This window comes from Pricia antarctica (assembly GCF_900101815.1).
Classification (GTDB): domain Bacteria; phylum Bacteroidota; class Bacteroidia; order Flavobacteriales; family Flavobacteriaceae; genus Pricia; species Pricia antarctica.
Window position 1 is genome coordinate 53775 of sequence record NZ_FNAO01000010.1, and the last position, 24437, is coordinate 78211.

Annotated in this window: 12 protein-coding genes; 2 read left to right on the forward strand and 10 right to left on the reverse strand. The window is 39.4% G+C overall.

Features of this window, described 5'->3' with window-relative positions:
* Positions 1–9 precede the first annotated feature (9 nt).
* From BLT07_RS18250 to BLT07_RS18295, 10 genes are all read right to left on the reverse strand, one after another.
* Entirely contained in the window at positions 10–945 is a 936-nt protein-coding gene (locus BLT07_RS18250) for an RraA family protein (RefSeq protein WP_091873189.1), read from the reverse strand.
* 27 nt (positions 946–972) lie between these two features.
* Positions 973–2256 (reverse strand): mandelate racemase/muconate lactonizing enzyme family protein, encoded by a 1284-nt coding sequence (locus BLT07_RS18255; protein WP_091873192.1) that lies wholly within the window; start codon positions 2254–2256, stop codon positions 973–975.
* Between the two features lie 262 nt (positions 2257–2518).
* Positions 2519–4138 carry a sodium:solute symporter gene (locus tag BLT07_RS18260; RefSeq protein ID WP_091873195.1) on the reverse strand — a complete coding sequence of 540 codons (1620 nt, stop codon included), beginning with the start codon at positions 4136–4138 and terminating at the stop codon, positions 2519–2521.
* A gap of 18 nt (positions 4139–4156) precedes the next feature.
* Positions 4157–5668 (reverse strand): L-arabinose isomerase, encoded by a 1512-nt coding sequence (gene araA / locus BLT07_RS18265; protein WP_091873199.1) that lies wholly within the window; start codon positions 5666–5668, stop codon positions 4157–4159.
* A gap of 15 nt (positions 5669–5683) precedes the next feature.
* Positions 5684–6385, reverse strand: coding sequence for an L-ribulose-5-phosphate 4-epimerase (locus tag BLT07_RS18270; protein ID WP_091873203.1), 702 nt, complete (start codon positions 6383–6385; stop codon positions 5684–5686).
* A complete protein-coding gene (locus tag BLT07_RS18275) occupies positions 6369–8063 on the reverse strand; it encodes a ribulokinase (RefSeq protein WP_091873208.1) in 1695 nt (564 codons plus the stop codon). Before BLT07_RS18275 ends, BLT07_RS18270 begins: the two co-directional genes overlap by 17 nt.
* Positions 8064–8125: 62 nt before the next feature.
* Positions 8126–9688 carry an alpha-N-arabinofuranosidase gene (locus BLT07_RS18280; protein ID WP_091873212.1) on the reverse strand — a complete coding sequence of 521 codons (1563 nt, stop codon included), beginning with the start codon at positions 9686–9688 and terminating at the stop codon, positions 8126–8128.
* A gap of 42 nt (positions 9689–9730) precedes the next feature.
* Entirely contained in the window at positions 9731–13114 is a 3384-nt protein-coding gene (locus BLT07_RS18285) for a VCBS repeat-containing protein (protein ID WP_091873217.1), read from the reverse strand.
* A 277-nt stretch (positions 13115–13391) separates the two neighbouring features.
* Positions 13392–15026: a RagB/SusD family nutrient uptake outer membrane protein gene (locus BLT07_RS18290; protein WP_091873221.1), complete on the reverse strand. Its 1635-nt coding sequence runs from the start codon at positions 15024–15026 to the stop codon at positions 13392–13394.
* Positions 15027–15039: 13 nt separating this feature from the next.
* Positions 15040–18099, reverse strand: coding sequence for a SusC/RagA family TonB-linked outer membrane protein (locus BLT07_RS18295; RefSeq protein ID WP_091873225.1), 3060 nt, complete (start codon positions 18097–18099; stop codon positions 15040–15042).
* Positions 18100–19215: 1116 nt separating this feature from the next.
* Between BLT07_RS18295 and BLT07_RS18300 the strand changes: the two genes are divergently transcribed.
* Together BLT07_RS18300 and BLT07_RS18305 are read left to right on the forward strand one after the other, a co-directional pair.
* Entirely contained in the window at positions 19216–19908 is a 693-nt protein-coding gene (locus tag BLT07_RS18300) for an NUDIX hydrolase (RefSeq protein ID WP_091873229.1), read from the forward strand.
* Between the two features lie 432 nt (positions 19909–20340).
* Positions 20341–23823: an endo-1,4-beta-xylanase gene (locus tag BLT07_RS18305; RefSeq protein WP_091873234.1), complete on the forward strand. Its 3483-nt coding sequence runs from the start codon at positions 20341–20343 to the stop codon at positions 23821–23823.
* Positions 23824–24437 lie beyond the last annotated feature (614 nt).

A 24437-nucleotide genomic window follows, 5' to 3' on the forward strand; every position in this document is an offset into this window, starting at 1 on the left:
TAAACCTCGTTACCAGGTTCTCTTCTTTAAAATTTCTTGAATCTGTTCCTTTGAAACAGGAAGCTCGTCAATATGCTCGTTAAGCCATTTGCTGAAGTCCTTTTCAATTGCATCGGCCCAACGCGTATCAATTTGCCCAGCAGTGTATGTTCCCTGTCTTATGCGTTCATGACCGAACATATCACGTAAACGCACAACCTCTGAAGTTGTCACCACCTTCTCGGCCAAATGTGGCGGAATAAAGGTCACTACACCCATCTTTCCTAAAACGACATCCCCAGGCATTACAGTTACCGTTCTAATTCGAGTGGGTTGGTTAATACCCACAAGCATGGTGTTCAAATCCCCAGGGGGGTTATGGTGAGATGCATCGTAACTGGTATAAAAGGAAGTAAATCCACCAATTTCCATAAGGCCCTCCACATCCCGTAATGCACCGTCATACACTATTCCATTACCCGTTTTTGTAAAAATAGCGTTCCCCACATTATCACCGATGGTAGGACCGTCTTTATCAGCACCAAATTGGTCAGCTACATAAACATCACCCTTTTGTAAAATATCTACCGGCCATGTATTTTGCCCTCTTTTACCTTGGGCCTTTCCCCTATCATCGATTGCTTTCCAAACATCGGGGCGACCTGGCATAAAGGTTGCAGTAACCGCACGGCCTACCAGAACACTATCTGGATTAATCAATTTCCAGTCTTCTGCGATTTGATAACGATATCCATCATTCTTCATAACTGCCCAAGCTTCCTCGACGCTAACGGATTTCATCCTTTTCAAAATATCGTCCGATACCTTTGGCCTTCCATCATCAAATCGTTCTCCCTTCCACTCTTGAGTTAAAAAAATAAGTTCTTCCTTGCTAATCTGTTGACCCATTACTTGCGTTGTCAGACCTATAAGAACCAAAAATAAAATGTATCTTTTTCGTAACATAATTGTATCTATTTGAGTAATTCTATTTTATTCGAAAAATGGTATTCCTTCTGGCGCATATTTCCGCATGGCTTCCTCATTTATATCCACTCCAATGCCAGGTTTGTTAGAAACGCTTACAAAACCATCTTTTACCCAATCCGCTTCATCATAGGTAACTATTTCTTTGAACATCGGATCTGTATGGAAATAGGATTGCCACTCCATTAAATGAAAATTAGGAACTGAGGCACAAACATGTGCACACGCCATGGCTCCTAAAAAGGAAGCCACCATATGTGGTGAAAAAGGCACATAATATAAATTGGCAAGATTTGCAATGCGTTGTCCTTCTCCAAGCCCACCACATTTTTGCAGATCCGGCATGATGATGTCTACACCATTATCCAACAACTGTTTAAATCCGTGACCGAGATACACGTTTTCACCTGCCGAAATTGGCGTACTGGTTTCCTCTGCAAGGGTTTTAAAAGCATCAAAGTTTTCTGCCGGGATCGGTTCTTCTAACCATGTCAGGTTAAGATCTTCTACCTTTTTGGCGATGGTCTGGGCGGTTACATGATCATAACGCCCGTGCATATCTACACAAAGGTCAATTTTTGGCCCAACAGCTTCCCTCACTGCGGCCAGTTGATCATACATTCTAATAATTTCACCGGGACTGGCTGTCCAGTTATAACGGTCATATTTATCAGGGTCGCTTGCGTAATCCAAATCGAATTTCAAGGCATTAAAACCCCAGTTGTTGATGGCTTCTTTTGCTGCAGTAGCAAAATCTTCAGGGGAAGGGAATTTAACACGATACAATGCCGTATCACAGTAAACCCTAACTTTATCACGAAATTTACCGCCAAGTAATTGGTAAACCGGTAAATCAAGTGCCTTTCCCGATAAATCCCATAAGGCGGTCTCAATAGCCGAAAGTACGGCAACGTACATTCCTGATTGTGCTCCCCCAAAATGACCTCCTCTGCGGATATCCTCAAAAATTTTATGAACGTTAAAGGGACTTTGGTCTTTTAATCTTCTTCCAAACATTTGGACAAGATGATAGGTGCCTTGAACTGCATCCACCCCTTCTCCACATCCGTAAATTCCCTGGTTGGTATGTATTTTCACGAATAACCCACTACCCTGCCGTATATAACCACATTTCACTTCTGTGATTTTCAAATCTGATGGTGCAGATAATTTAGGGTTTGTATCTATTGCCTTTTGATATTCCGTGCCATATGCCGCTGAGGATACCAAACCTAATCCTGCACCTGCAATGACTGATTTTGAAATAAAATCTCTTCTAGAATTTTTCATAAGATAGTGTAGTATTTAATGATAGGTTTATACATGTGCCTGTTTATTGACGACCAAAGATTCTGCCGTTTTATCCGTTGGCCTTACGTGTAAATAAGAGCCCGGAATGGTTCCGGTAATTTTCATCAACGTTCCAAATACCGCAGGTGCCAATCCCATTGTTATAAGCCACCAAATTAGATGAAGCACATGAGATTAATACTAATATAAGGCATAATGAGATACCTGAGAGCACTTTCCGACAATCTAAACCCTCTTAAGCCTACGAACCATTAAAAAATACCATCACTCCGGCTACGATGATGATAATCAGTATAGATATGGCAATATCCAACCAATTATAACTGTTTTTGTTATTCTGTTTTTCCTCTTCGGTTATGGTCCCAAAAGTGAGGTTTATTATTTTCTCTTTATCCGGTGCCTTCGTCAGCAGACTAACTACTGTTAGGAATAGTAAGCAGAACAAAAAGAACCACGCCCCAAAGCTTAGGAAGTTCATATCCCCTATTTTGAACAAGAATCCATCTGGATCGAGATTATCCTTTACTAGTTCCAGGACAATCCGTAAAACGGCTACAACTATTCCCATTACCAAAGTTGAAATTGCCCCAGTCGCATTTATCCTTTTATAAAATATACCTAGAATAAATACAGCCGTAATAGGAGGTGCGATGTAGGACTGTACGCTCTGTAGATATTCATAGAGAACCCCTGAAATATTTGCCATAATAGGAATCCAAATAATCCCGACAATGACTACAAAAACAGTTGCTATTTGACCTGTACGCACTAATTTTTTTTCTGGAGCATTTGGTCTTAATTTTTTATAGATATCGACCGTGAACAAAGTGGAACACGAGTTGAATACCGATGCCAACGAGCTCATTAATGCCGCTAAAAGTCCGGCTGCAACCAACCCTCTTAACCCGGAAGGCAAAAGATTACTCATTAATACCGGAAAAGCTTCATCTGGATTATCCCACTGTAACTCGCCCCTCATTTTTAAGGTAAGTGCTATTACACCCGGGATGAGGAACAGAAACACGGGTAATAATTTTAACAATGCGCCAAATATGGTACCCCGTCTTCCTTCCTTAATATTTCGTGCCGTTAGGGCGCGCTGTACAATATATTGATCCGTACACCAGTACCAAATCCCGACTATGGTACTCGTAATAAGCAGAGAGGGCCAGGGAAAATCAGGGTCCGTCGCAGGACGCCACATATTAAAATACTCAGGTCCCAAAGTTTCCTGCATACTGCTCCAACCCCCTACCCTATCCAATCCAATATAGGTAAGAATTGCCGCCCCTAGAATCAAAAGAACTGCCTGCAAGGTCTCTGTATACACCACTGCGCGCATACCTCCTAAAATCGTATAAATACCAGTTAAGATTACGGTGGCTATCGCACCTGTCCAAAAATCGATTCCCAAAAGCGCTGAAACCACAACACCACCTGCATAGATGGTTACCGATATCTTTGTCAGTACATACGCTACAATGGAAAAAATGGACAATAACCACCTCGATCTGGCATCAAATCGCTTTTCCAGGAATTCGGGCATCGTAAATACCCCACTTCTCGCATAAAATGGCAAAAATACCCATCCTAGAATAAGAACTACCCAAGCCTGGATTTCATAAATCAATAAAGGCAACTTATTACTGGCACCCGTACCCGCCAGACCTACAACATGTTCTGATCCGATATTTGACGCAAAAATAGATGCCCCGACCACAAACCAACCTATATTTCTGCCGGCCAAAAAATAATCTTCCGTATTGTCCTCCTTCTTTCTTATGACCCAAACGGCTATTCCGGCAAGCACTAAAAAATAAAGAGAAATACTGATCCAATCTAATGTGTCTAATGGTTTCATAGGGATGGTTTATTGAAATTACATATTATGTTGGAATAAATGATAGTACGCTTCATTGGCATTCAAAAGTTCTTTGAATTGCCGTATGGTCGTATTCTTGTCGATCACCACTACTTCAATACCTGCCAATTCAGCAAAATCCTCAATAAATTCGGTGGTAAGCGCTTGTGTATACACCGTATGGTGGGCACCCCCGGCCAGTATCCATGAGGTGGCCGCAATCTCCAGGTTAGGTTTAGCGTCCCAAAGTACACGGGCCACCGGCAATTTGGGCAACTCGCCCATTGGTGCCACCGCTTCCACTTCGTTAACGATCAACCGAAACCTGTTTCCCAGATCCACCAGCGACACATTTATGGCAGGGCCAGCGGGAGAATTGAAAACCAAACGTACGGGGTCTTCCTTACCGCCAATTCCCAAAGGATGAACTTCACAGGAGGGTTTTGCAACCGCAATCGAAGGACAGATTTCCAACATATGCGAACCCATGACATAAGCTTTTTGAGGCGTAAAGTGATAGGTGTAGTCTTCCATAAAGGAGGTTCCGCCAGGCAAACCTTTGGCCATCACCTTAAGAGCGCGCAACAGAGCTGCCGTTTTCCAATCGCCCTCCGCGCCAAAGCCATACCCATCTGCCATTAAGCGTTGTGTGGCAATACCGGGCAGTTGTTTTAGATCGCCTAAATTTTCAAAAGTATCGGTAAACGCCTTAAATCCGCCTGCATCCAAAAAAGATCTTAAGCCCAATTCTATTCGGGCTGCATCGATCAAAGAACGGCGCATTTTGCCGTCAGGTAATACATCTTCTGCCAAACTGTACTCCTTTTCATATTGCTCCACCAAGGAATCCACCTCATCCTCCGACAATTTTTCAATATGATTTGTAACGTCGGAAGAATCATATCCATTCACTGAAAATCCAAAACGTAGCTGTGCTTCCACCTTATCGCCATCGGTCACAGAGACCTCCCTCATGTTATCCCCGATCCTAGCCACTTTTAAATTCTGGAACTCGTTCCAGCCCATGGCTACGCGAATCCAATTCCCCAATTTATTTTGTAGCCTGTCTTCTTCCCAATGACCAACGATGATTTTTCTCTTTTTGCGCATGCGGGTCATCATATGTCCGAATTCCCTGTCCCCATGTGCGGATTGGTTCAGGTTCATAAAATCCATATCAATGGATGCCCATGGCACCTCGGCATTGTACTGGGTGTGCAGATGACATAAAGGCTTCGTGAGTACGGACAATCCTTTGATCCACATTTTGGCCGGGGAAAACGTATGCATCCATGTAATGATACCAATACAGGTTTTGCTTGAACTGGCCTCCAAACAAATATCCGTTATTTCATTTGGCGTTTTTACCGTTGGTTTATAGACAATTTTTAAGGGAATATGGTTCGATGTGTTAAAACCCTCCACTATTTTTTGAGAGTTCTTTGCCACCTGTTCCAAGGTTTCCGGGCCGTACAAATGTTGACTGCCGGTTACAAACCAAATTTCCTTATCCTCCAATATTTTATTCATAGTACAATAGTCAATTTATTGCCCGTAATAGGCATTTTTTCCGTGCTTGCGTTCGTAATGTTTTTTAATAATGGATTCCTTCAGCCTTGGGGCCGAGGGATTTATTTGCAATGTCAAATAGGCCATCTGTGCCACCGTCTCCAAGACCTTACTGTTGTAAACGGCCTTGGCAGCAGTTTTTCCCCAGGCGAACGGACCATGATTTCCTATAAGTACCATTTCTACCTCCGATGGGGATAAACCACGCTCTTCGAAACAATTCAGGATCTGGATGCCGGTATTGTGTTCATAGTCACCTTCTATCAATTCATCCTTCATAGGAGGGGCGCATGGAATATCGGCTGTTAAATGATCGGCGTGGGTCGTGCCAAAAATAGGAATATCCATTTGAGCCTGGGCCCATGCAACGGAGTACATGGCATGCGTGTGGGCGATTCCACCGATATGTTGCCAGCTTTTATACAGAAAAGCATGGGTTTTTGTATCGGACGAAGGTCTCATTTCACCCTCTATTTTGTTATTCTCAAAATCGATGATTACTATATCTTCCGGTCTTAAATTCTCATAGGGGACACCGCTTGGCTTAATTGCAAAAACACCATCGTTTCTATCGACCGCACTAACATTTCCAAAAGTATAGATGACAAGACCCAAGGCATTCAATTCCATATTAGCCTCGTAGCATTCTTCTTTTAAGGTTTTATACTTTGAACTCATGTGATTTGTTTTGATTCAAATTATTTTCCATAAAACGCGCTAATTGATTGTATGAAACCATCAGCAGCTCATATTCCTTTACCGCATTTGCTTCTGGCATATATTCCGCTTCAAATTCACTTCCCATATGTTGGCTGGCTGTTACCACATCTTTATAAATTCCGGCGGCGACGGCGGCGTAAATCGCCGCACCCAGTGCGGGTGCCTGATCTGATTCCGCCACTTTTATAGGCATATTCATAACGTTCGCCAAGGTTTGCATGATATAGGGTGATTTTCTGGCTACGCCACCAATACCTATAACAGTATGAATAGCAATACCTTCTTCCTGAAAACGGTCCGCTATTTTTTTGGACCCGAAACAAATAGCGTTGATCAAGGCCTTAAAAATATGGGGTGCTTTACTGCCTAAGGACAAATTGGAAATGGCACTTTTTAAATATTGATCGGCATCCGGGGTCCTTCTACCGTTAATCCAATCCAATGCTGTAGGGATACTTTCCGAAAGCGGAATACCTTCGGCGGCGTCAGAAAGTTTTGTGATAAAATCGCGTTCTATCTCTACCTTTAACTCCAGCTTCTGTTGATCCGAAAGAATTTGGGAAGTCATTACCAAATTATCTATCGGCCAAGCAAGGACATCCTTAAACCAAGCCAACAAATCGCCAAATGCCGATTGGCCCGCTTCCAACCCGATCAATCCCGGTACAACGGATCCATCTACCTGCCCGCAAATCCCCTTTATGGTTTTACCATCAACATCTGCCGAGGTCGCCACCATAATATCACAGGTAGACGTGCCCATAACCCTCACCAACGTATGCTCTTCAATTTTGGCACCTACGGCACCTGCATGGGCATCAAATGTCCCCACCGCGATAATCGTATCCGTGGTCAAACCTAGTTTGTCCGCCCATTCCTGATTTAACCGGCCCGCAATTTCATTGGAGGTGTAGGTGTCCTGATAAAGATTATCCCGCAATTCAGACAAATAGGGGTCCAGCCCCGACAAAAATTCCTTAGGTGGTAATCCGTCCCAGTCCCCATGCCACATCGCTTTATGCCCTGCGGCACACCGACTTCTTTTAAAAGCGTCCAAATTGGATTCATCACAAATCAAAAAGGTCATTGCATCACAATGCTCCATCCAAGTATATGCTGCTTCCTTCACAGCTGCATCGACCCTTGCCACATGTAAAATCTTGGCCCAGAACCATTCCGAAGAATAGATGCCCCCTTCATATTTGGTAAAATCCTCACCACCCCAATCGACCGCAAGTCGATTGATTTCATCTGCTTCCAAAATAGCGGTATGGTCTTTCCATAATACCATCATGGCATTTGGATTTTCTTCAAAACCTTTGGTCAAGGCCAGCGGTTCACCATCTTTGGTCATGGGCATAGGAGAAGATCCCGTGGTATCTATACAGATTCCCTTTATTTGTTTTGTCTCGATATTACTTTTAGATACAATAGTTTTTATGGTATGTTCCAAGCCTTCGATATGATCCAAGGGATGCTGCCTAAACTGATTTATGGATGGGTCGCAATATTTTTTATCCTTCCACCTTTTGTACCAATGGACTTCGGAAGCTATTTCCCTTCCATTGGACGAATCCGTGAGTACGGCCCTAACGGAATCTGTACCATAATCCAACCCTATGACGTAACTGTTCATTTTAAATTTTTAGGTAGTCTATAAAATCTTAAACAACTTGATGAAGACATGCAATAATTGTTTTATTTGACACCTTCTAAAACTAGTACAGAAAAAGGAGGAATGGTCAATTCCAACAGTCCCTTTTTAAATTTGAAATCCTCAAAATTTCTGGGTATAATTTTATTGGGATTTTCAAAGGTATTATGATCTTGCAAACTATCTGAACTCAGTATGGAGCCAGTAAGATTCTTCACGTTCAAACCATTTAAATCAATAGATACGGTATTGCCATTTTTGGAATCGATATTGGTAAATGAAATATGCAATTTTTCGTTTGAATCTTTTGAAGCAGAAACCGTTAATGCAGGTAAGGATGCTTCCTTGAACTTGTACATAGGAGAATCAAAGGATAACGGGATCAATGTAGCATCTTGATGCACTTTATACATGTTCATAACATGATAAGTTGGCGTAAGAATCATTTTCTCATCTTCGGTGAGAATGACCGCTTGTAATACATTTACGGTTTGTGCTAGATTTGCCATTTTTACACGGTCTGCATGGTTATTGAAAATGTTCAGATTCATACCGGCGATCATGGCATCTCGCATGGTATTCTGCTGATAAAGAAATCCGGGATTGGTACCTTCGGCAACATCATACCATCCTCCCCATTCATCTACAATTAGATCAACTTCCTTCTTGGCATCATACTTGTCCATAATGGCGGTATGTTTGGTAATAAGTTCCTCCATCAACCAAGATTCCTTCATGGAATTGAAATAGGTTTCTTCATTAAAATCGACATCCGAACCTTTGGCATTCCAGTCAATAACAGAGTAATGATGAAGTGCTACACCTTGTAACAAGTTTTTGGGAATATTTTTCATTAAAACCTCGGTCCAATTATAATCATCATTACTAGCTCCTGATGCAATTTTATAGAGTCCACCGTCCACATCTGCTCCGGACATAAAAGTGGCGTATTTTCTATAAATATCTACATAGTATTCCGGACGCATGTTACCACCGCAGCCCCATGCTTCATTACCAACTCCCCAATATTTAACGGTCCATGGTTCTTCACGACCATTTTCGCGTCTTAAATCGGACATCGGGCTTGTTCCTTTATAATTGGTGTACTGCACCCAGTCTGCCAATTCCTGAACACCGCCACTACCCACATTGCCGGATAAATAAGGCTCAGCACCAAGTTCTTCACAAAGGTTCAGAAAATTATGTGTGCCAAAACTGTTATCTTCGGTTACCCCGCCCCACCACGTATTCACGATAGTAGGCCTATCCTCCTTAGCGCCTATTCCATCCATCCAATGATAGGTGTCCGCAAAACACCCCCCGGGCCAACGTAAATTCGGAATCTGCAATTCTTTTAAGGCATTAATGATATCTGTTCGTACCCCTTCGGAATTAGGAATTGTACTATTTTCACCAACATAAAATCCCTCATAAATACACCTGCCCAAATGCTCGGCAAAATGACCATAGATATGTTTACTGATTATTGGGGCATTTTCATTTGATTCCAATTTTATAAGCGTATTTTCCTTTTGTGCATACGCTATTTCACATGAAATTATAAAGACAGTTAAAATAAAAAACGGTATTGATTTAAAATATTTCATTTGTTATAGATTAGTTATTTTTGGGTTGAAATTATAATTAGATTATTGTAAATATCGTATTGACTGAAGACTATCGTTATTTTTTGAAAAAACAATTTTTATTTTATGATTTTGCCTCACTAATTTAGCATCCCTTACATCGCCTTCAATAAAAACCCCTGTTTTTTTTTGTGGAACGCTTTTAAAATCCCCATTACCTTTACCTTCCAATAGCACACCCTTACCTGCATCATTTGGTCCAAATTCTACCCGAAATGGATAATAATTTCCGACCAATAACAAATCGGTTATTTTGTCACCCGTAAAATCCTTTGCTATAATGCCTTGAACAGCTGAAAATTGTGACTCAATAGGCAATTTATGAATGATGAAACTACTACCCTTGTTTTCTAAATAAATGCTCTCAAGACTGTTAACATTAAGGTATTTCGCCTTCTTCAATTGCGTTTTAGAAAAGATAGTTTCTAATGTTGCCGAAGCATATTGGTCATACTTTAAATAATTTTTTCTCAAATAAGGGAATGCCCCTTGCATATCATCCAATGACGCGATTGGATAACGTTTTCCGTGAATATAACTACTAATGACGGTCGTGTTAACCCCGTCTTCTCTAAAATCTCCAATAAAGGCCTCGAGAGGTTCAAGTTCCGATACTTTAAATGGTTGATTACGTCCCATATTACCAACTATTAAATCAACATCACCATCTTGATCCATATCAGCGCTTTCTATCGTCTGCCATAAACCATTAGTCTTCGTCAATTTAAAATCTTCGGTTTTCTCAGTGAGTTTACCATTCGTATTCATAAAAATTCGAATTGGCATCCACTCACCTACAATTACCAAATCTTGCCATGTGTCGTTATTGATATCTAACCATAAAGCCCCCGTAACAAGACCGGGTTGCCTTAACTTAGAATTTACATTATCTGTATCAAGACTAAATTTGACAATACCTTGTGAAAGGTCACTATCATTCCTTAAAATTCCACCTAAGGCACAATTGGGATAACTACCCGGTAATGCCCCACCGCCTACAAACAAATCCGTATCCCCATCACCGTCATAATCTCCAGCAGCTACTACGCTACCATTGGAATAACCCATTGGCATTGTATTCTCTAAAGATATTGAAAAATAGCCTTCTCCATTATTTAAATAAAGCCTATCCTTTAGTTTGGGTGAGCCCAATTCCATTTCACTACCTCCACTAACAACGTATAAATCCAAATCGCCATCGTTATCGGCATCAAAGAATACCGAACCTTCAGATTCAAAATCTTTAGTAACCTTAAAACAATTTTCGTTAGAATTTAAATAGGCTCCATTAGGTTGTGACATAAATAATTTATCAGCACTGCCGAAAGGACTGCCGATAAAAATATCATCCTGACCGTCATTATTAATATCGGCAACCGACATTTTCGGACCAGACTTTGAGCTTTGTTTTAGGGCTAACCGGTTTACGTTAAAATCAATAAAATTATTCTCTTTATGAAGATATTCTAAAAAATTACTGTTATCTATGTTTTCAAAATAGTGCGCTTCTTGCAACTTTTTTTGAATACTAGATTTTGATGTACTCTCATTGAATTCGAGTAGGGAATTCAACTGAACATTCTCTTTTTCTGTTATACTACCTGAAGGCCATTTTATTTTAATATTTACATTTTCAAGTTTACCTAATCCGAAATATAAAATGGGATCAACCGAAGATTGATATCCTCTAATTGAATAGTTCTCAACAAACTGTGTAACTGAATCGGAATACACCCAAATTTTTGCTCCAAGGGCATGGCTATTTTTGTCGTTACCTCTAAGCTTTATTCTTAAAAAATTATTCTTTTGCTTATTAATGTTGTTTCTATAAAGGCCAACTTGCTCATTAGTGTTGTTTACCACCAAATCTAAATCACCATCATTATCCAAATCAGCATAAGCAGCCCCAGTCGATACAGTAGGGTTAGAAAATCCCCATAATTCCGTAACCTTCTTAAAAGTAAAATCACCTTCATTTTTAAAGATGTAATTAGGAATCTTGGTGGAAGGCATTTTTTTGACCAACTCGTAAATAAGGGAAGAAAACTCCTTTTTTCCAGATTCATCGAACAATTCTTTTCCTTTGGCTCTGATTTTTTCCATTGCTTCGTTTACCTCGAACTTCATGAAATCCTTGTTAGTATAGTCACGTAGATATCCGTTGGAAACGAACATATCCTTTTTACCATCACTATCAAAGTCAGCTATTAGTGTAGACCAACTCCAATCTGTAGTAGCGACCCCAGCCAACTGACCTATTTCACTAAACTTAGGAATCCCTTTATCATCAACACCTTGGTTCAATTGCAACATATTGCGCATTTGTTGTTTGTGATAACTACTGTCCACCGCTAATTGATAGCGGTCATATTCATCTGGGCCCTTTAATAATTTTTGCCTAAAATTATCCTCTGGAAGCATATCCAAAGATACCAGATCAGGCAGTCCATCATTATCTATATCCGCTACGTCATTACCCATGGAATATTTGGAGATATGTCCAAACGATTTTTTGGTGACATCTAAAAAAGTTCCGTCTCCTTGATTCAAATATAAAAAGTCTTGTTCATCATAATCGTTGGAAACATAGATGTCAGGCAAACCATCTTGATTAAAATCAGAGATACTTACACCTAGACCAAAGTTTAGGCCACTACCATAAATACCGGCCGACGCACTTACATTTATAAATTTATTGTTATCATTTCTGTATAGCGAATTTCCAAATTGTGGATGTCTGGTATTTCGCAATTTGGTACTGTTGTAAAAAGGCGAAAAGAATGTCTTTGAATGGTTTAACAAAAACATGTCCAAATCACCGTCAAGGTCATAGTCTAAAAATGCAGCTTGTGTACTAAAACTTCCTATTGCATCTAAACCAAATGCAGCCGCCTCATCTTCGAATTTTGGAATTAAATCTTTGTTAACTCCCTTATTGATAAATAATTGATTGGCGCGTTCTTCATTAGTCCCTAAGCCGGAATAACAAACATAAATATCAAGCAAACCATCACCGTTTACGTCTACTACACTTGTCCCCGTTTTCCAACCTTTTCTACCTCCTACATTAGCTGTACCTGTTTCATCGGTAAACTTAAAATTACCCTTATTGAGGAAAAGCTTATTCTCAACCATATTGGCCGTAAGATATATATCTGCTAAACCATCTTCATTAAAATCTCCTATCCCAACTCCGCCACCATTATACATATATTCATATTGCATAACATTGAGTTCTTCCGTCTCAATTATTTGGTTATCAAATGAAATACCTGTTTCTTTGGTTGTCAACAAAGTAAATAAGGCTGCTTTCTTATCAAAACATCCTAGAATTACGATGAACATTAAAGGCAACAAAATAATTTGATATGTCTTTTTTATGTTCATAGTTTCATAATCAAGAAATAGTTTTTTCTACTTTTCTTTAATGTTTAATTCTCTTTTATTGCATGATGTCTCAAATTGAAAAATAAATTCCTAATATTCATTTATTAAACTCAAAGTTAAAATTTTAGGACCGTTATTTATTTTTCAAGCATCGTTCTTTACTATTTTATAAAGTAAATGTTTTTCATTTTGTTTAAAGTAAACAACTAGGGGCATAACAATTTTATCTGAAATGCCCCATAGCAACAAAAACTTACAATCTTCTTTTCACCCTTAATTACCAACCTAAAATTTGCTTGGCAGCAGGATTTTTATCTATTTCATCTTGAGGAATTGGCAACACATAAAGTTTGGGAGGAAAGCTTCTAGTCTCAAATTCATAGCGTGTATATTTAAAATTATCCCCGACTTTTTCGATTTTCACACCAATTAAGGGTCCGTTTAAGAGGTTTTCCGCAATGCCCCATCTACGAATATCAAAGAACCTATGTTCTTCAAAAGCAAGTTCTACTCTTCTTTCATTTCTTATTTTATCTCGCATTTCGCTTTGTCCCAATCCGGATGCGAGGTTAGGGATTCCCGCTCTTTGACGTATTTGATTTAGTGCATCATAAACGCTCGGATCAGGTCCCGAAGCTTCATTCTTTGCTTCTGCATAATTCAAAAGTACTTCAGCATACCGAATAAATATCCAGTCCTGATCACTACTCTTGGTATAAATGGGATACTGTTCTTCGTGAAATTTACGCAATTGGTAACCTGTTTTGGTATCTTCCGGTTGATTGGTTACATCTGTACCACCTGGATAAAATTCCATTACTCTCCCGCGAAAGGCAGATCCGTTATGAACAACGGTGGCCTCAAACCGTGGATCTAGGTTTTCATATGGTTTAGTCTCATCATACAATGGAGAAACATCCTGTGCCTTACCATCGACCATCTCATACGAGTCAACAAAATTTTGGGTTGGGACATTACCTCCCCAACCAGCATCACTAGCTCCCCTAAATGATCGCGGGGTATTGATTACATCATATCCATTGTTCACATCAAAATGAAATTTATCGGGGGCCTGAAATTTTTTGGCATAAATAATTTCCTCATTATTTTTGGTAAGAAAAAGTGTTCTATAATCCTCGAATAAGTAATATTCCGTATCTATAACTTTTTCAGCAGCAATCGCCGCATCTTGAAACCTTTCGGCATATAACAAAACACGGCTTGACAAAGCATTGGCGGCTCCAACAGTTGCTCTACCTGCTTCGATATTTCCTTTAGTGGGTAGCAAGGAAGCTGCTTTATTCAAGTCGTTTATAATAAAATTTACCACTTCATCATAGGAGGACCTTGGGATTTCGAAATTATCCTCCAATGTCAAACTATTTTCCAGTATGGGTACCCCCGTTAGTTCATTACCATCTGATTTAATCCCGTACAATCTTAAAAGTTCATGGTACATAAACCCTCTTAGAAAATGGGCTTCTCCTAATAGCCGTTGCCTAAGGGATTCATCATCGAGCGTACCTAGATTTTCAATCGCAATATTAGCTTTTCTAATCAAGCTATAATAATCTCCCCAGGTTTCACCCCAAGGTACATTGGATGGTAAAAACTCCCCATTCTGCAATTGTGTCGAATTGGTCCATGGCATACAAACATCCCCATCGTCCGTTGCTCCATCCAATAAATAGAGCCCTTTAGCCCATCCTTGATAGTTTCTATCAAAACCCGATGGCATATTCCCATAAATGGCATTAACGAACTGAATAGCGCCCTGAGAATCGGTCCATACCGATTCATCTGTAAGCGAATCTTTTGGTAATTGATTGAGTATATCCTTTTCACAACTCGTAAGTATTGTGAAACAAACCAGTGCATAACCAAATCGCATTGTATTTTTAAGTATTTCCATTGTGATTTTTTTTTTAAAATTTAAAGTTTACACCAAAATTCCAGATTCTTAATTGTGGATAATCCCATCCTCTACCGCTAGCGTTTTCTGGATCAAAGTTTTTGATTTTAGACCAAGTGTGTACATTGTTGGCATTCAGATAAATACGCATACCTGATAATATATTGGTCTTGAAATTGCCAACAGGAACGTTGAAAGCCAATTCAACATTCTTGAGACGTACATAGGATGCATCTTTCATCCAGAAGGAAGAATCCGATTGATTCAAGTTGTCTACATCGATTAAAACACGAGGTTCGCTTGCGTCCGTATTGGTCGGTGTCCACCTATCTAAATTCGATTTTAATGCCGGCCCACCTACGTAAAACGGCCATGCCCCTTCCTGACTATAATATTGGTTCACATTAGTGGCCCCTTGAAACAAGAACGAAAACTCAAAATTTTTATACTGCATGTTGACATTATATCCATAAATAATCTCTGGCGTATTCGCTCTTCCTATATTAACCCTATCATTATCATCTATTTTCCCATCGCCATTAATATCATCAAAACGTATATCTCCCGGTCCTGTATTGCCCAATTGTTCAGGCGCATTGTCAACTTCCCCTTGCGATTGAAAAAGTCCGAGAGATCGGAATCCAAATTGAGTACCTAAGGGTAATCCTGTTCTCCTGATGTTCGGATTTTCCGAGGCAGGTTCATCTATAAAGATGATTTTGTTTTTGGCATATGTTAAATTGGCATTCATGGAATACTTAAAATTATCACCAATGCTATTTCTATGACCAAGTGCAACTTCAAATCCACTGTTATTTACCTTAGCTAAATTTTCGACAGGCAAACCCACGCCCAATAAGCTTGGAACAGAAAGATCTCTAGAACCTAGAATATCACTTCTTTTATCTGAAAAATAATCAATATTTCCAGATAAATTTCCTCTCCAGAGTATCCAGTCCAATCCAATGTTCAACTTTTTAACCGTTTCCCAAGTTACATTCGGATTTGATAAATTACCCTCAATAATTGCCTGTTGCACATCGGCATCCCCAAAAACGGCGTTGCCATCAATATTATATGATTGTAAATAAAGAAATCGCTGGAGGTTTCCATCAGCATCCCTTAAACGATCATTTCCTAAAACTCCGTAAGATCCTCTAAACTTCAATAAATCTATGGTTGATGAATTTTTTAAAAACGACTCTTTTGATATCACATAAGCTAAAGAACCAGACGGGAAAAAACCCCATCGATTACCCTCAGCAAATTGCTCCGATCCATCAGCCCTAAAACTACCCTCTAGGATATATTTATCATTAAAGGTCCAATTTAATCTACCCACAACCCCTTGCCTTCCACTAGTACCAGAATAGCCTGTATTGTTGCGGTTTGCTGCGGCTCCAAAATCCAACTCATCAATGCCTAACGTATACCCATCTCTAAATCCTCCAAGAAAATTCCACTTTTCTGTTGTTTGGGTATATAAAATTAATCCTGTTACATTACTCTTACCTAAAGACTTTGTATAGTTTAAGTGTGTTTCCATTGTGACAGAATGATAGTCGTTATGGTCTTGATCCAAGGATGGGGCTAGGGGCGTACCCTCCTCAAAAGAGCCATCGGGAAGACGATTATAAAAAGGCACAGTTGCAAAAGTCCAATTTTTATTATCCGTTAAAGTCTTGTCATAAGAAGCAATTGCCTTAAAAGACAAACCGTTTACCGGCAGTTCTTGATTTAATTCCATTCTTCCTTTGAAGGACTGAATACTTCTCTTTCTATATCCATTTTCAGGCTCAGCCAGATAAGAAGGGCCACTTGAATAACCACCATTTGACCATTTAATTGGAGACCTATTGGGCGGAATTGCCGACACCCATCGAAAAAAATCCGGTGAGGCCACAGCGTTATTTTGCTCGTCCCTACCTGAAATGTCAAATGACAACTTGGTGGTGTTGGTCACATCGGCATCAATATTGGATCTAAAATTATATCTCTTGAAATTATCTGATGGTATAATTCCATCCTGATCTAAATATCCTAATGAGGTTGCATATCTAACTTTATCTGAACCCCCACTCGCAGCAATGTTATAGGTGCGAACCAATGCGGTTTTATTCAAAACCGATAACCAGTCCGAATCAGGATGGGTATCCAAATTACTTCGATTTTTGTATTTTAACAGATCATCTTCAGAATAAAGCGCCTCTTTACCTTCATTGGCTAAAGCCTCGTTATAAAGTAAGGCAAAATTATAGGAATTTAAAATTTCAGGTTCCCTTGTTCTTTCCTGCACTCCAATTGTAGTGGAAAAATCAATTTGCATCTTTCCAGAAACTCCTCTTTTTGTCGTTACTAGAATTACGCCATTACCCGCCCTGATTCCAAATACAGCAGCACTAGCAGCATCCTTCAGAACTGAAAAGGATTGTATCTCGTTCGATGTTAGCTGTGAAAAATCCCTAGAAGAACGGACTATTCCATCTATAACATAAATCGGGGAAGCGTCACCGGTAGTACCGATTCCCCTAATCAAAATGTCGGAATCATCCTTACCAGGTTCACCAGAACGCTGCGTTGCAATAATTCCAGTTGCTTGTCCTACAAGGGCATTACTAAGGTTTGGCGAAGGGTTACGCGCAATTTCCTCCGTATCCACTTGCGAAACTGACCCTGAAATATCACTTTTCTTTTGGGAACCATAACCAATTACAACCACTTCATCCAATTTTGCAGAGTCTTCTACTAAAGCTACATCAACGGAGGTTCGGCCCGCTACGTCTACTTCTTGGGTTTCAAAGCCGATGTACGAGATAATGAGTGTTGAGTTATTGGTAGCTTGTATAGAATAATTTCCATCAAAATCAGTTACGGCTCCGACAGTTGTTCCCTTTATTTGGATATTAACCCCGAACAGGGGGGTACCATCAACAGCATCTGAAATCGTCCCTTTAATTAATTCCGGTTCTTGGGAATAACACGAGAAAATTGTTGCAAAAAACAAAACTGAGAATTTGAAAAGCGAATTAGAAAACCAGAATGTTCGTCGTTTTAAATATTGGTTCTTGTTCATAACATTAGAATTCTAAATGGTTAAGTGTGTCAATTACACCTGTAAATAAAACAAACAAAAACCATCTTTGCAAACTTTTTGTTAAAAAAAATGTTATTTTAACACTTATTGATTATAATCATCAATTTTATTTTGACTAAATATTAAAAAAAAATAGCATTAACGAATGGGCGCTAGTATCAGCAAAAAATTTTAAGAAAAACCAAACAGATTCTGGCTAAGTAAATTGCTCATCTATTCTGCCTCTTCTGATAGGTGCTCGTGAACTACTTTTTAAAACTATCCCACCCCGAATATGTCAAACCGTGAATTTACGGTCTCCTAAGACAGGCAAGTTTGGGCATAGGACACGATTTCCACATAACCAAAAGAAAACTTGATACACATTACAGTAACCTTCGCCCTTTTCCATAGAAAGCTAGAGGGGTGGTCAATGAGTCAAACATTTATAGCAAGTCAAACATTGACCACGCAGGAAGTTATTTTTCACAGCTTGGAAAATAGCTTTAAGATTGATTACAAACAAAAGGTATAATCATAGATAGCTGTATAACCTTATTTAATAGTTCATTTTTTTGTTACAAGTCCATCACTAGAATATCGAAAAAAAGGTGAACAGGTAACCTTATGTACCTAAAAGCCGAACGCTCTATGTCAAAGAAGTCCTTGAATAATAAGAAAACAATAAAAATCCACATGTTTATAAAAGGCCGCTATTTGTAACTTGCGACAAGTATCCGATGTGGAATTCGTTTTGAATACTCTCCAGCTCTTACCTATAAAATTTTAATACGGAAAATGTGGCTCCTTCGAGATGTTCAATGATAGACGTTTGATTTTATAGGTTATTCCAAAAATTCTTTTCTCGAAATTGTTGAAGTCGAATAGCTTTTTTGAGCTGACCCCTTATCAAAAGACGTTTCTAATCCAAAAATCAATTAATACCATTATGGTATAAATTTAAACGTATTAAAGTCAATACACTTAATATCAATTATTTAAACACATGAGAATAGAAAAAAAGAATATACACCTATAGACCAAAATAAAAGTTGGAAATAATTAATTCTTAAATTCAACCGAATCTTTTTAAATTGTGACAAAAAAAGTGTTTAGATGATCTTAAGTAATTATCGCAGTGAAGACAAAGTGCTACTAGCAGTAGACGGTATTATATTTGGATTTGATAAGGAAAAATTAAAAATATTACTGGTTCAAAGGGACTTTGAACCCGAAAAGGGCAAGTGGTCTCTTATTGGTGGGTTCCTTAAAAGGGAAGAAAATTTAGATCAAGCAGCCATCCGGATACTTCATCATTTAACCGGTCTTAACAACATTTATATGGAACAGGTCTATTCCTTTTCAAAAGTTGACCGAGACCCTGCCGAAAGAACCATTTCAGTTGCCTATTATGCCTTAATAGATATAGCCAGTCATGATAGGAAGCTCTTAAAACAAAATCCTATTCAATGGTTTAATTTAAAGGATGCCCCTGAACTCATATTTGATCATAATCGCATGGTGGAAAGGGCGCTAGCAACATTAAGACGAAGGGCCCTGAACAAACCAATTGGGTTTGAGCTTTTACCAGAAAAGTTTACCATGCGCCAACTACAGAAATTATATGAAGCTATTCTAGATACAAAACTAGATAAACGGAATTTTATCAATAAATTCAATTCATTTGACATCTTGATAAAATTGGATGAAAAGGACATGAGCTCCTCTAAAAAAGGTGCCTTTCTGTTTCAGTTCGATGAAGAAAAATACAAGAGAAAAGTGGAGGAAGGCTTTAATTTTAAACTATAATCGTATATCGTTTTGTATCCCTCCAGTTTTTAGGGAAGGCTACATGAAATTAACATTCGAATAGGGACTCTCCTATTTTTAGGGAATGCTACAGTTGCACTTACTTTAAAAAACCTGATAGTTATTTTATAAAATATTAAATATTATCCTTTTAAAATGATATAATACTATTAAACGTACCTTATTTGTTATGATTTAACAATGTCGCCAAAGAAATGCATCAAAATTACCAACAATTGCAACATGCATTATATTGCACGTAAATTCTTACCTATAACTTCGACAAGTTTGACAAGATTGTTTAAATGCTTTTTTAAATCGGTATTTTTAGCTCTAAATATACAAAGGCAATAATCGTCCCCTAACAGCTAAAATTAGCTGATTCATTACAACCTATTTTAGCATTTTTTGTAACCCCTTAAATCACTAGATATGAAAAAAAATTACTTTTTAAAATGGTTAACTGCTGTTTTGTGCTCAGTATGTTGCCTCAGTTCGGTGAGCGCGCAGAACCTTGTTCCTAATCCCGGTTTTGAGGAAGGAACAGGTGATACCTTTGTTAATTGGTCAAAATTTAATGGTGCCGATGCGTTGGTAGAGACAAGTGTTGCCACTGAGATTCAAGATGGCAGTAGAGCACTGAAAGCTATTGTAAGTGCCGACGGCAATGCATATGACGTGCAACTGGTCAGTGATGCCATTCCCACGGTAATCGGCCAAAGCTATACCTTCACCATTTATGTCAAAGGTGCCGTCGGTGGTACCGAAATACGCTTTTCTACAAACCCCAATGCCCTTTATTCTGCAAACTATGCCGTGTCCGAAGATTGGGTTCAGCTGTCTTGGACTTTTACGGCAAATGATACCGCTACCAGAATGGTCTTAGATTTGGGGGCACAGGCAAATACGTATTTCCTAGATACCATGGAAATGTTCGGACCGCCGGTAGAGGGTAATAATATTGTGCCAAACCCAAGTCTTGAGCTAGGCAGCGGAGATGATTTTGAAAATTGGAGCAAATTTAATGGTGCCGAATCAATGATCGAGACTACCGATCCGAACGAGGTTTATGACGGAGCCCGTGCACTTAAGGCAACAGTCGATTCTGATGGCAATGCTTATGCGCTCCAATTCGTAAGTGATGTCATACCGGTGATTGTTGGCGCAACCTACACTTTTTCTATGTTTATAAAGGCAACGGAAGCTGATAAAAACGTTCGTGTAACCATCAAAGACCAAAATGGTTCCGATTTGTTCTATGGTGCCGACCAAGTGGTACCGACCGATTGGGGAAGGTTGTCGTGGTCTTTTACGACTACTACTTCCAATGTGAGAATATCCTTGGATATCGGTGCCTTTGCAAATACTTACCTTATTGATGCAATGGAGATGATCGAGCCGGACTTTGATGAACCCAATCTGTTGCTGAATGCTGGGTTCGAACAAGGAAATGGTGATGAGTTCAACAATTGGGGCAAATTTAACGGAGCAGTCTCGCTATTGGCTACTACCGAGACAGCTGAGGTTTATCGAGGTAATAGGGCCGTAAAAGCTGTAGTTTCTCAAGATGGTCAGTCCTATGAGGTACAATTAGTGAGCGATGCTTTTGCCACCACGCCCGGGGCAACTTATAACTTAAAGGCGTTTGCAAAATCTCTATCTGCCGAAAACACTACCATACAACTTTCGGCCAAAGATGCAGATAACGGAAACGCTGATATTGCTTACAGTCCCAATTTTTTTACGCAAACAGACTATGGTTTGATTGAATGGTCGTTTGTGGCGACTTCAACATCTTCCCGTGTGGTTTTCAATATGGGACTTTTGGCCAATACTTATTTTCTTGACGATGTCAATGTTCAGCCTATATGTGGTGAGACGTTGTTTTCCCCTCCAGCAAATCAAACACCAATAGCAGCCAATAAGAACAAGTTTTTAGGAACCGTCTACAGTCCAAATGATCAGGACATCAGTAAATATTTCAATCAAATAACCCCTGAAAATGCCGGTAAATGGGGTAGTGTGGAAACTTCCGACGGTGTCTTTAATTGGTCAACTTTGGATGAAGCCCGTGGATTTGCCGCTCAAAACGGATTCCCTTTTCGTTTTCACGTCTTGGTTTGGGGCAATCAGCAACCAACTTGGTTGAAGCCCCTTAGCGACGAGGAGAAGGTAACACAGATCAAGGAATGGTTTCAAGCGGTCGCCGCACATTATGATAACAGTTCCGATGCAAGAAAAACACTGGAGTATATAGAAGTTGCAAATGAAATTATTAGTGACCCGCCAGATGATGAGGGCAACAATGTAAGTGATGATACTAGTGGAGGATACGTCAACGCACTAAAATCTTTGAACAACGAGTTGGGCACAGAACCTGGACCTAATGATTGGATTGTTAATTCCTTTAAACTGGCCAGACAATATTTTCCCTGTGAAACAAAACTTGTTCTAAATGAATATGGGATTGAGAACGAATCCGAAAAGACAGCTGAATATGTAACCATAATCGAACTTCTAAAAAAGGATAATTTAATCGATGTGGTGGGCATGCAGGCACACTCTTTCAGCACAAGGCGTTATGGCAATGGTCCATTGGAAGATACAACGGCTAATCTGGAGAACAATTTGAATACCATGGCGGCTACGGGATTACCACTCATGGTTACGGAAATGGATGTTGACGGGGATGCTTCCTTGGATGAAAATGGGGAAAGAACAAATAACGGTACACAGGAGGAGCAGGATAGTTTTCAATTGTCCGAATACCAAAGAATATTTGATTTGTATTGGAACCACCCATCCGTAATAGGCATTACCCTTTGGGGATATAGGGTTGGACTATGGAGAACCGCTCAGGAAGCTTATATTATGGATTCTTGCGACGGTGCAGAGAAACCGGCCATGGCCGATTATTTGAACACTGTTATACGCAATGGCGATGATCCATCGTTGAACGCGACGTTTATTGGCAAAATGGCGGAAATAGTGATAGACCCAGAGGTACAGCAATATTCCGATAATATTACTATTACGGTCAAAATACCTGGTGGAAACAGAAATTGTGCTTTAGGACAACAGCAAGCCACCATTTACATAGAAGAACAGAAAGTAGGTGAAGTGAGCCTTGCGCCAAATGGTAGCGACCTTATAGGTAGTTTAGAAGTGACTTTACTGGAATCAGATATTGAAGGATTGTTCGAGCCTGGGAACAAGAATGTTTCAGCTGTTTTTGATAATCCATCGGTGGAACAAGCCCAGACCGTTCTGGAAATTATCCCGGAAGATGCCCAGGTATCGTTGTGGGGAAGAAATAAGTACGTGGTCAAGGCATCTTCTGGAGTTGCCAATATAAAACTACAGGCGGTGTTGACCGACAATGGAGAAGATGACGGAGGTGATATTGGTGATCTGGCCAATGCTAAGGTTAGGTTCCTAATCAATGGGGAGCCCGTTGTGTTACCGAATAAAACCGATGCCGATGGATATCTTACAGAAGATTTGCAAGTTTTTAAGACTCCCGTTAAATCTTTTGCCAGGGCTACCTTAAATTATGATCTGTCCGTAGAATCCGAAATTGGAGAAATAGATTATGATGTGATAGCCGAGGTTAATTCCTATTATTATGGATTATCCGATGTCGGCACGATTACCGTGAAGGTAATAAATGGTCCCCCATCGGTCAACGTTTGGCCAAACCCCACTTGGGATGAGTTCAAAGTGGACCTAATCAACTTTGATAATAAGAAACCGGTCATAATAAGGGTATATGATATTTGGGGCAGAAAAATTTATTCCACAACCGAGAATGTGTCGGACACCATTACCTTTGGTCAAAAATTTTACCGAGGCGTTTACTTTTTGAGTGTAGCGCAGGACAGGACAGTAGTTTATAAATTGCTTCTCAAAAAATAAGTGAACCTTAATTTAACCTTTTTGCTAACAAAGAAAGTCCCGCTAGTAGCGGGGCTTTCTTATTGTTGATTGTTCGTATTTTCAATTTGTAATAAAACTCATCAAGATAACTCTGAAGACACTTTACTTTGGGCTTATGGAATAGCTTAGCAACGCCCTTTTCGCATTTTCAATGGCAACGTGCACCCATTTCAAGGCTTTGGCGTTAGGCGCACCGAACTATTTACATTGTGGTCTTGAAATCGAAAGGAGAATTCTTTGGGGAACAGAGATTCTTACATAAGGGAAACCAGATATAGCGGATAGCCAAGCCAATGTAAAAACACTTATAAAAAAACGCCCCGTCTTTCTTCTTGAATCGACGTTGTTCGAACAGTGGCTTTCTCTTCTTTTTCTTCAGACTAGTCGTCATCCTTTTCATCCAAATCAGCCCTTATCTACATTAATTGAATACGGAATGGAAATTGTACCCTTATTGGTAATAACAAGTTTAAATTCGCTAATCGAAATGTAACGAAATAAAAAAGAGTAAAGATTAGTTTCATTTCCTTTTTAAAAATGGTAATTTAGTGTCCTTAGGTCTAAAATTTGTCCCACCAAGAAAAAGAAATTCG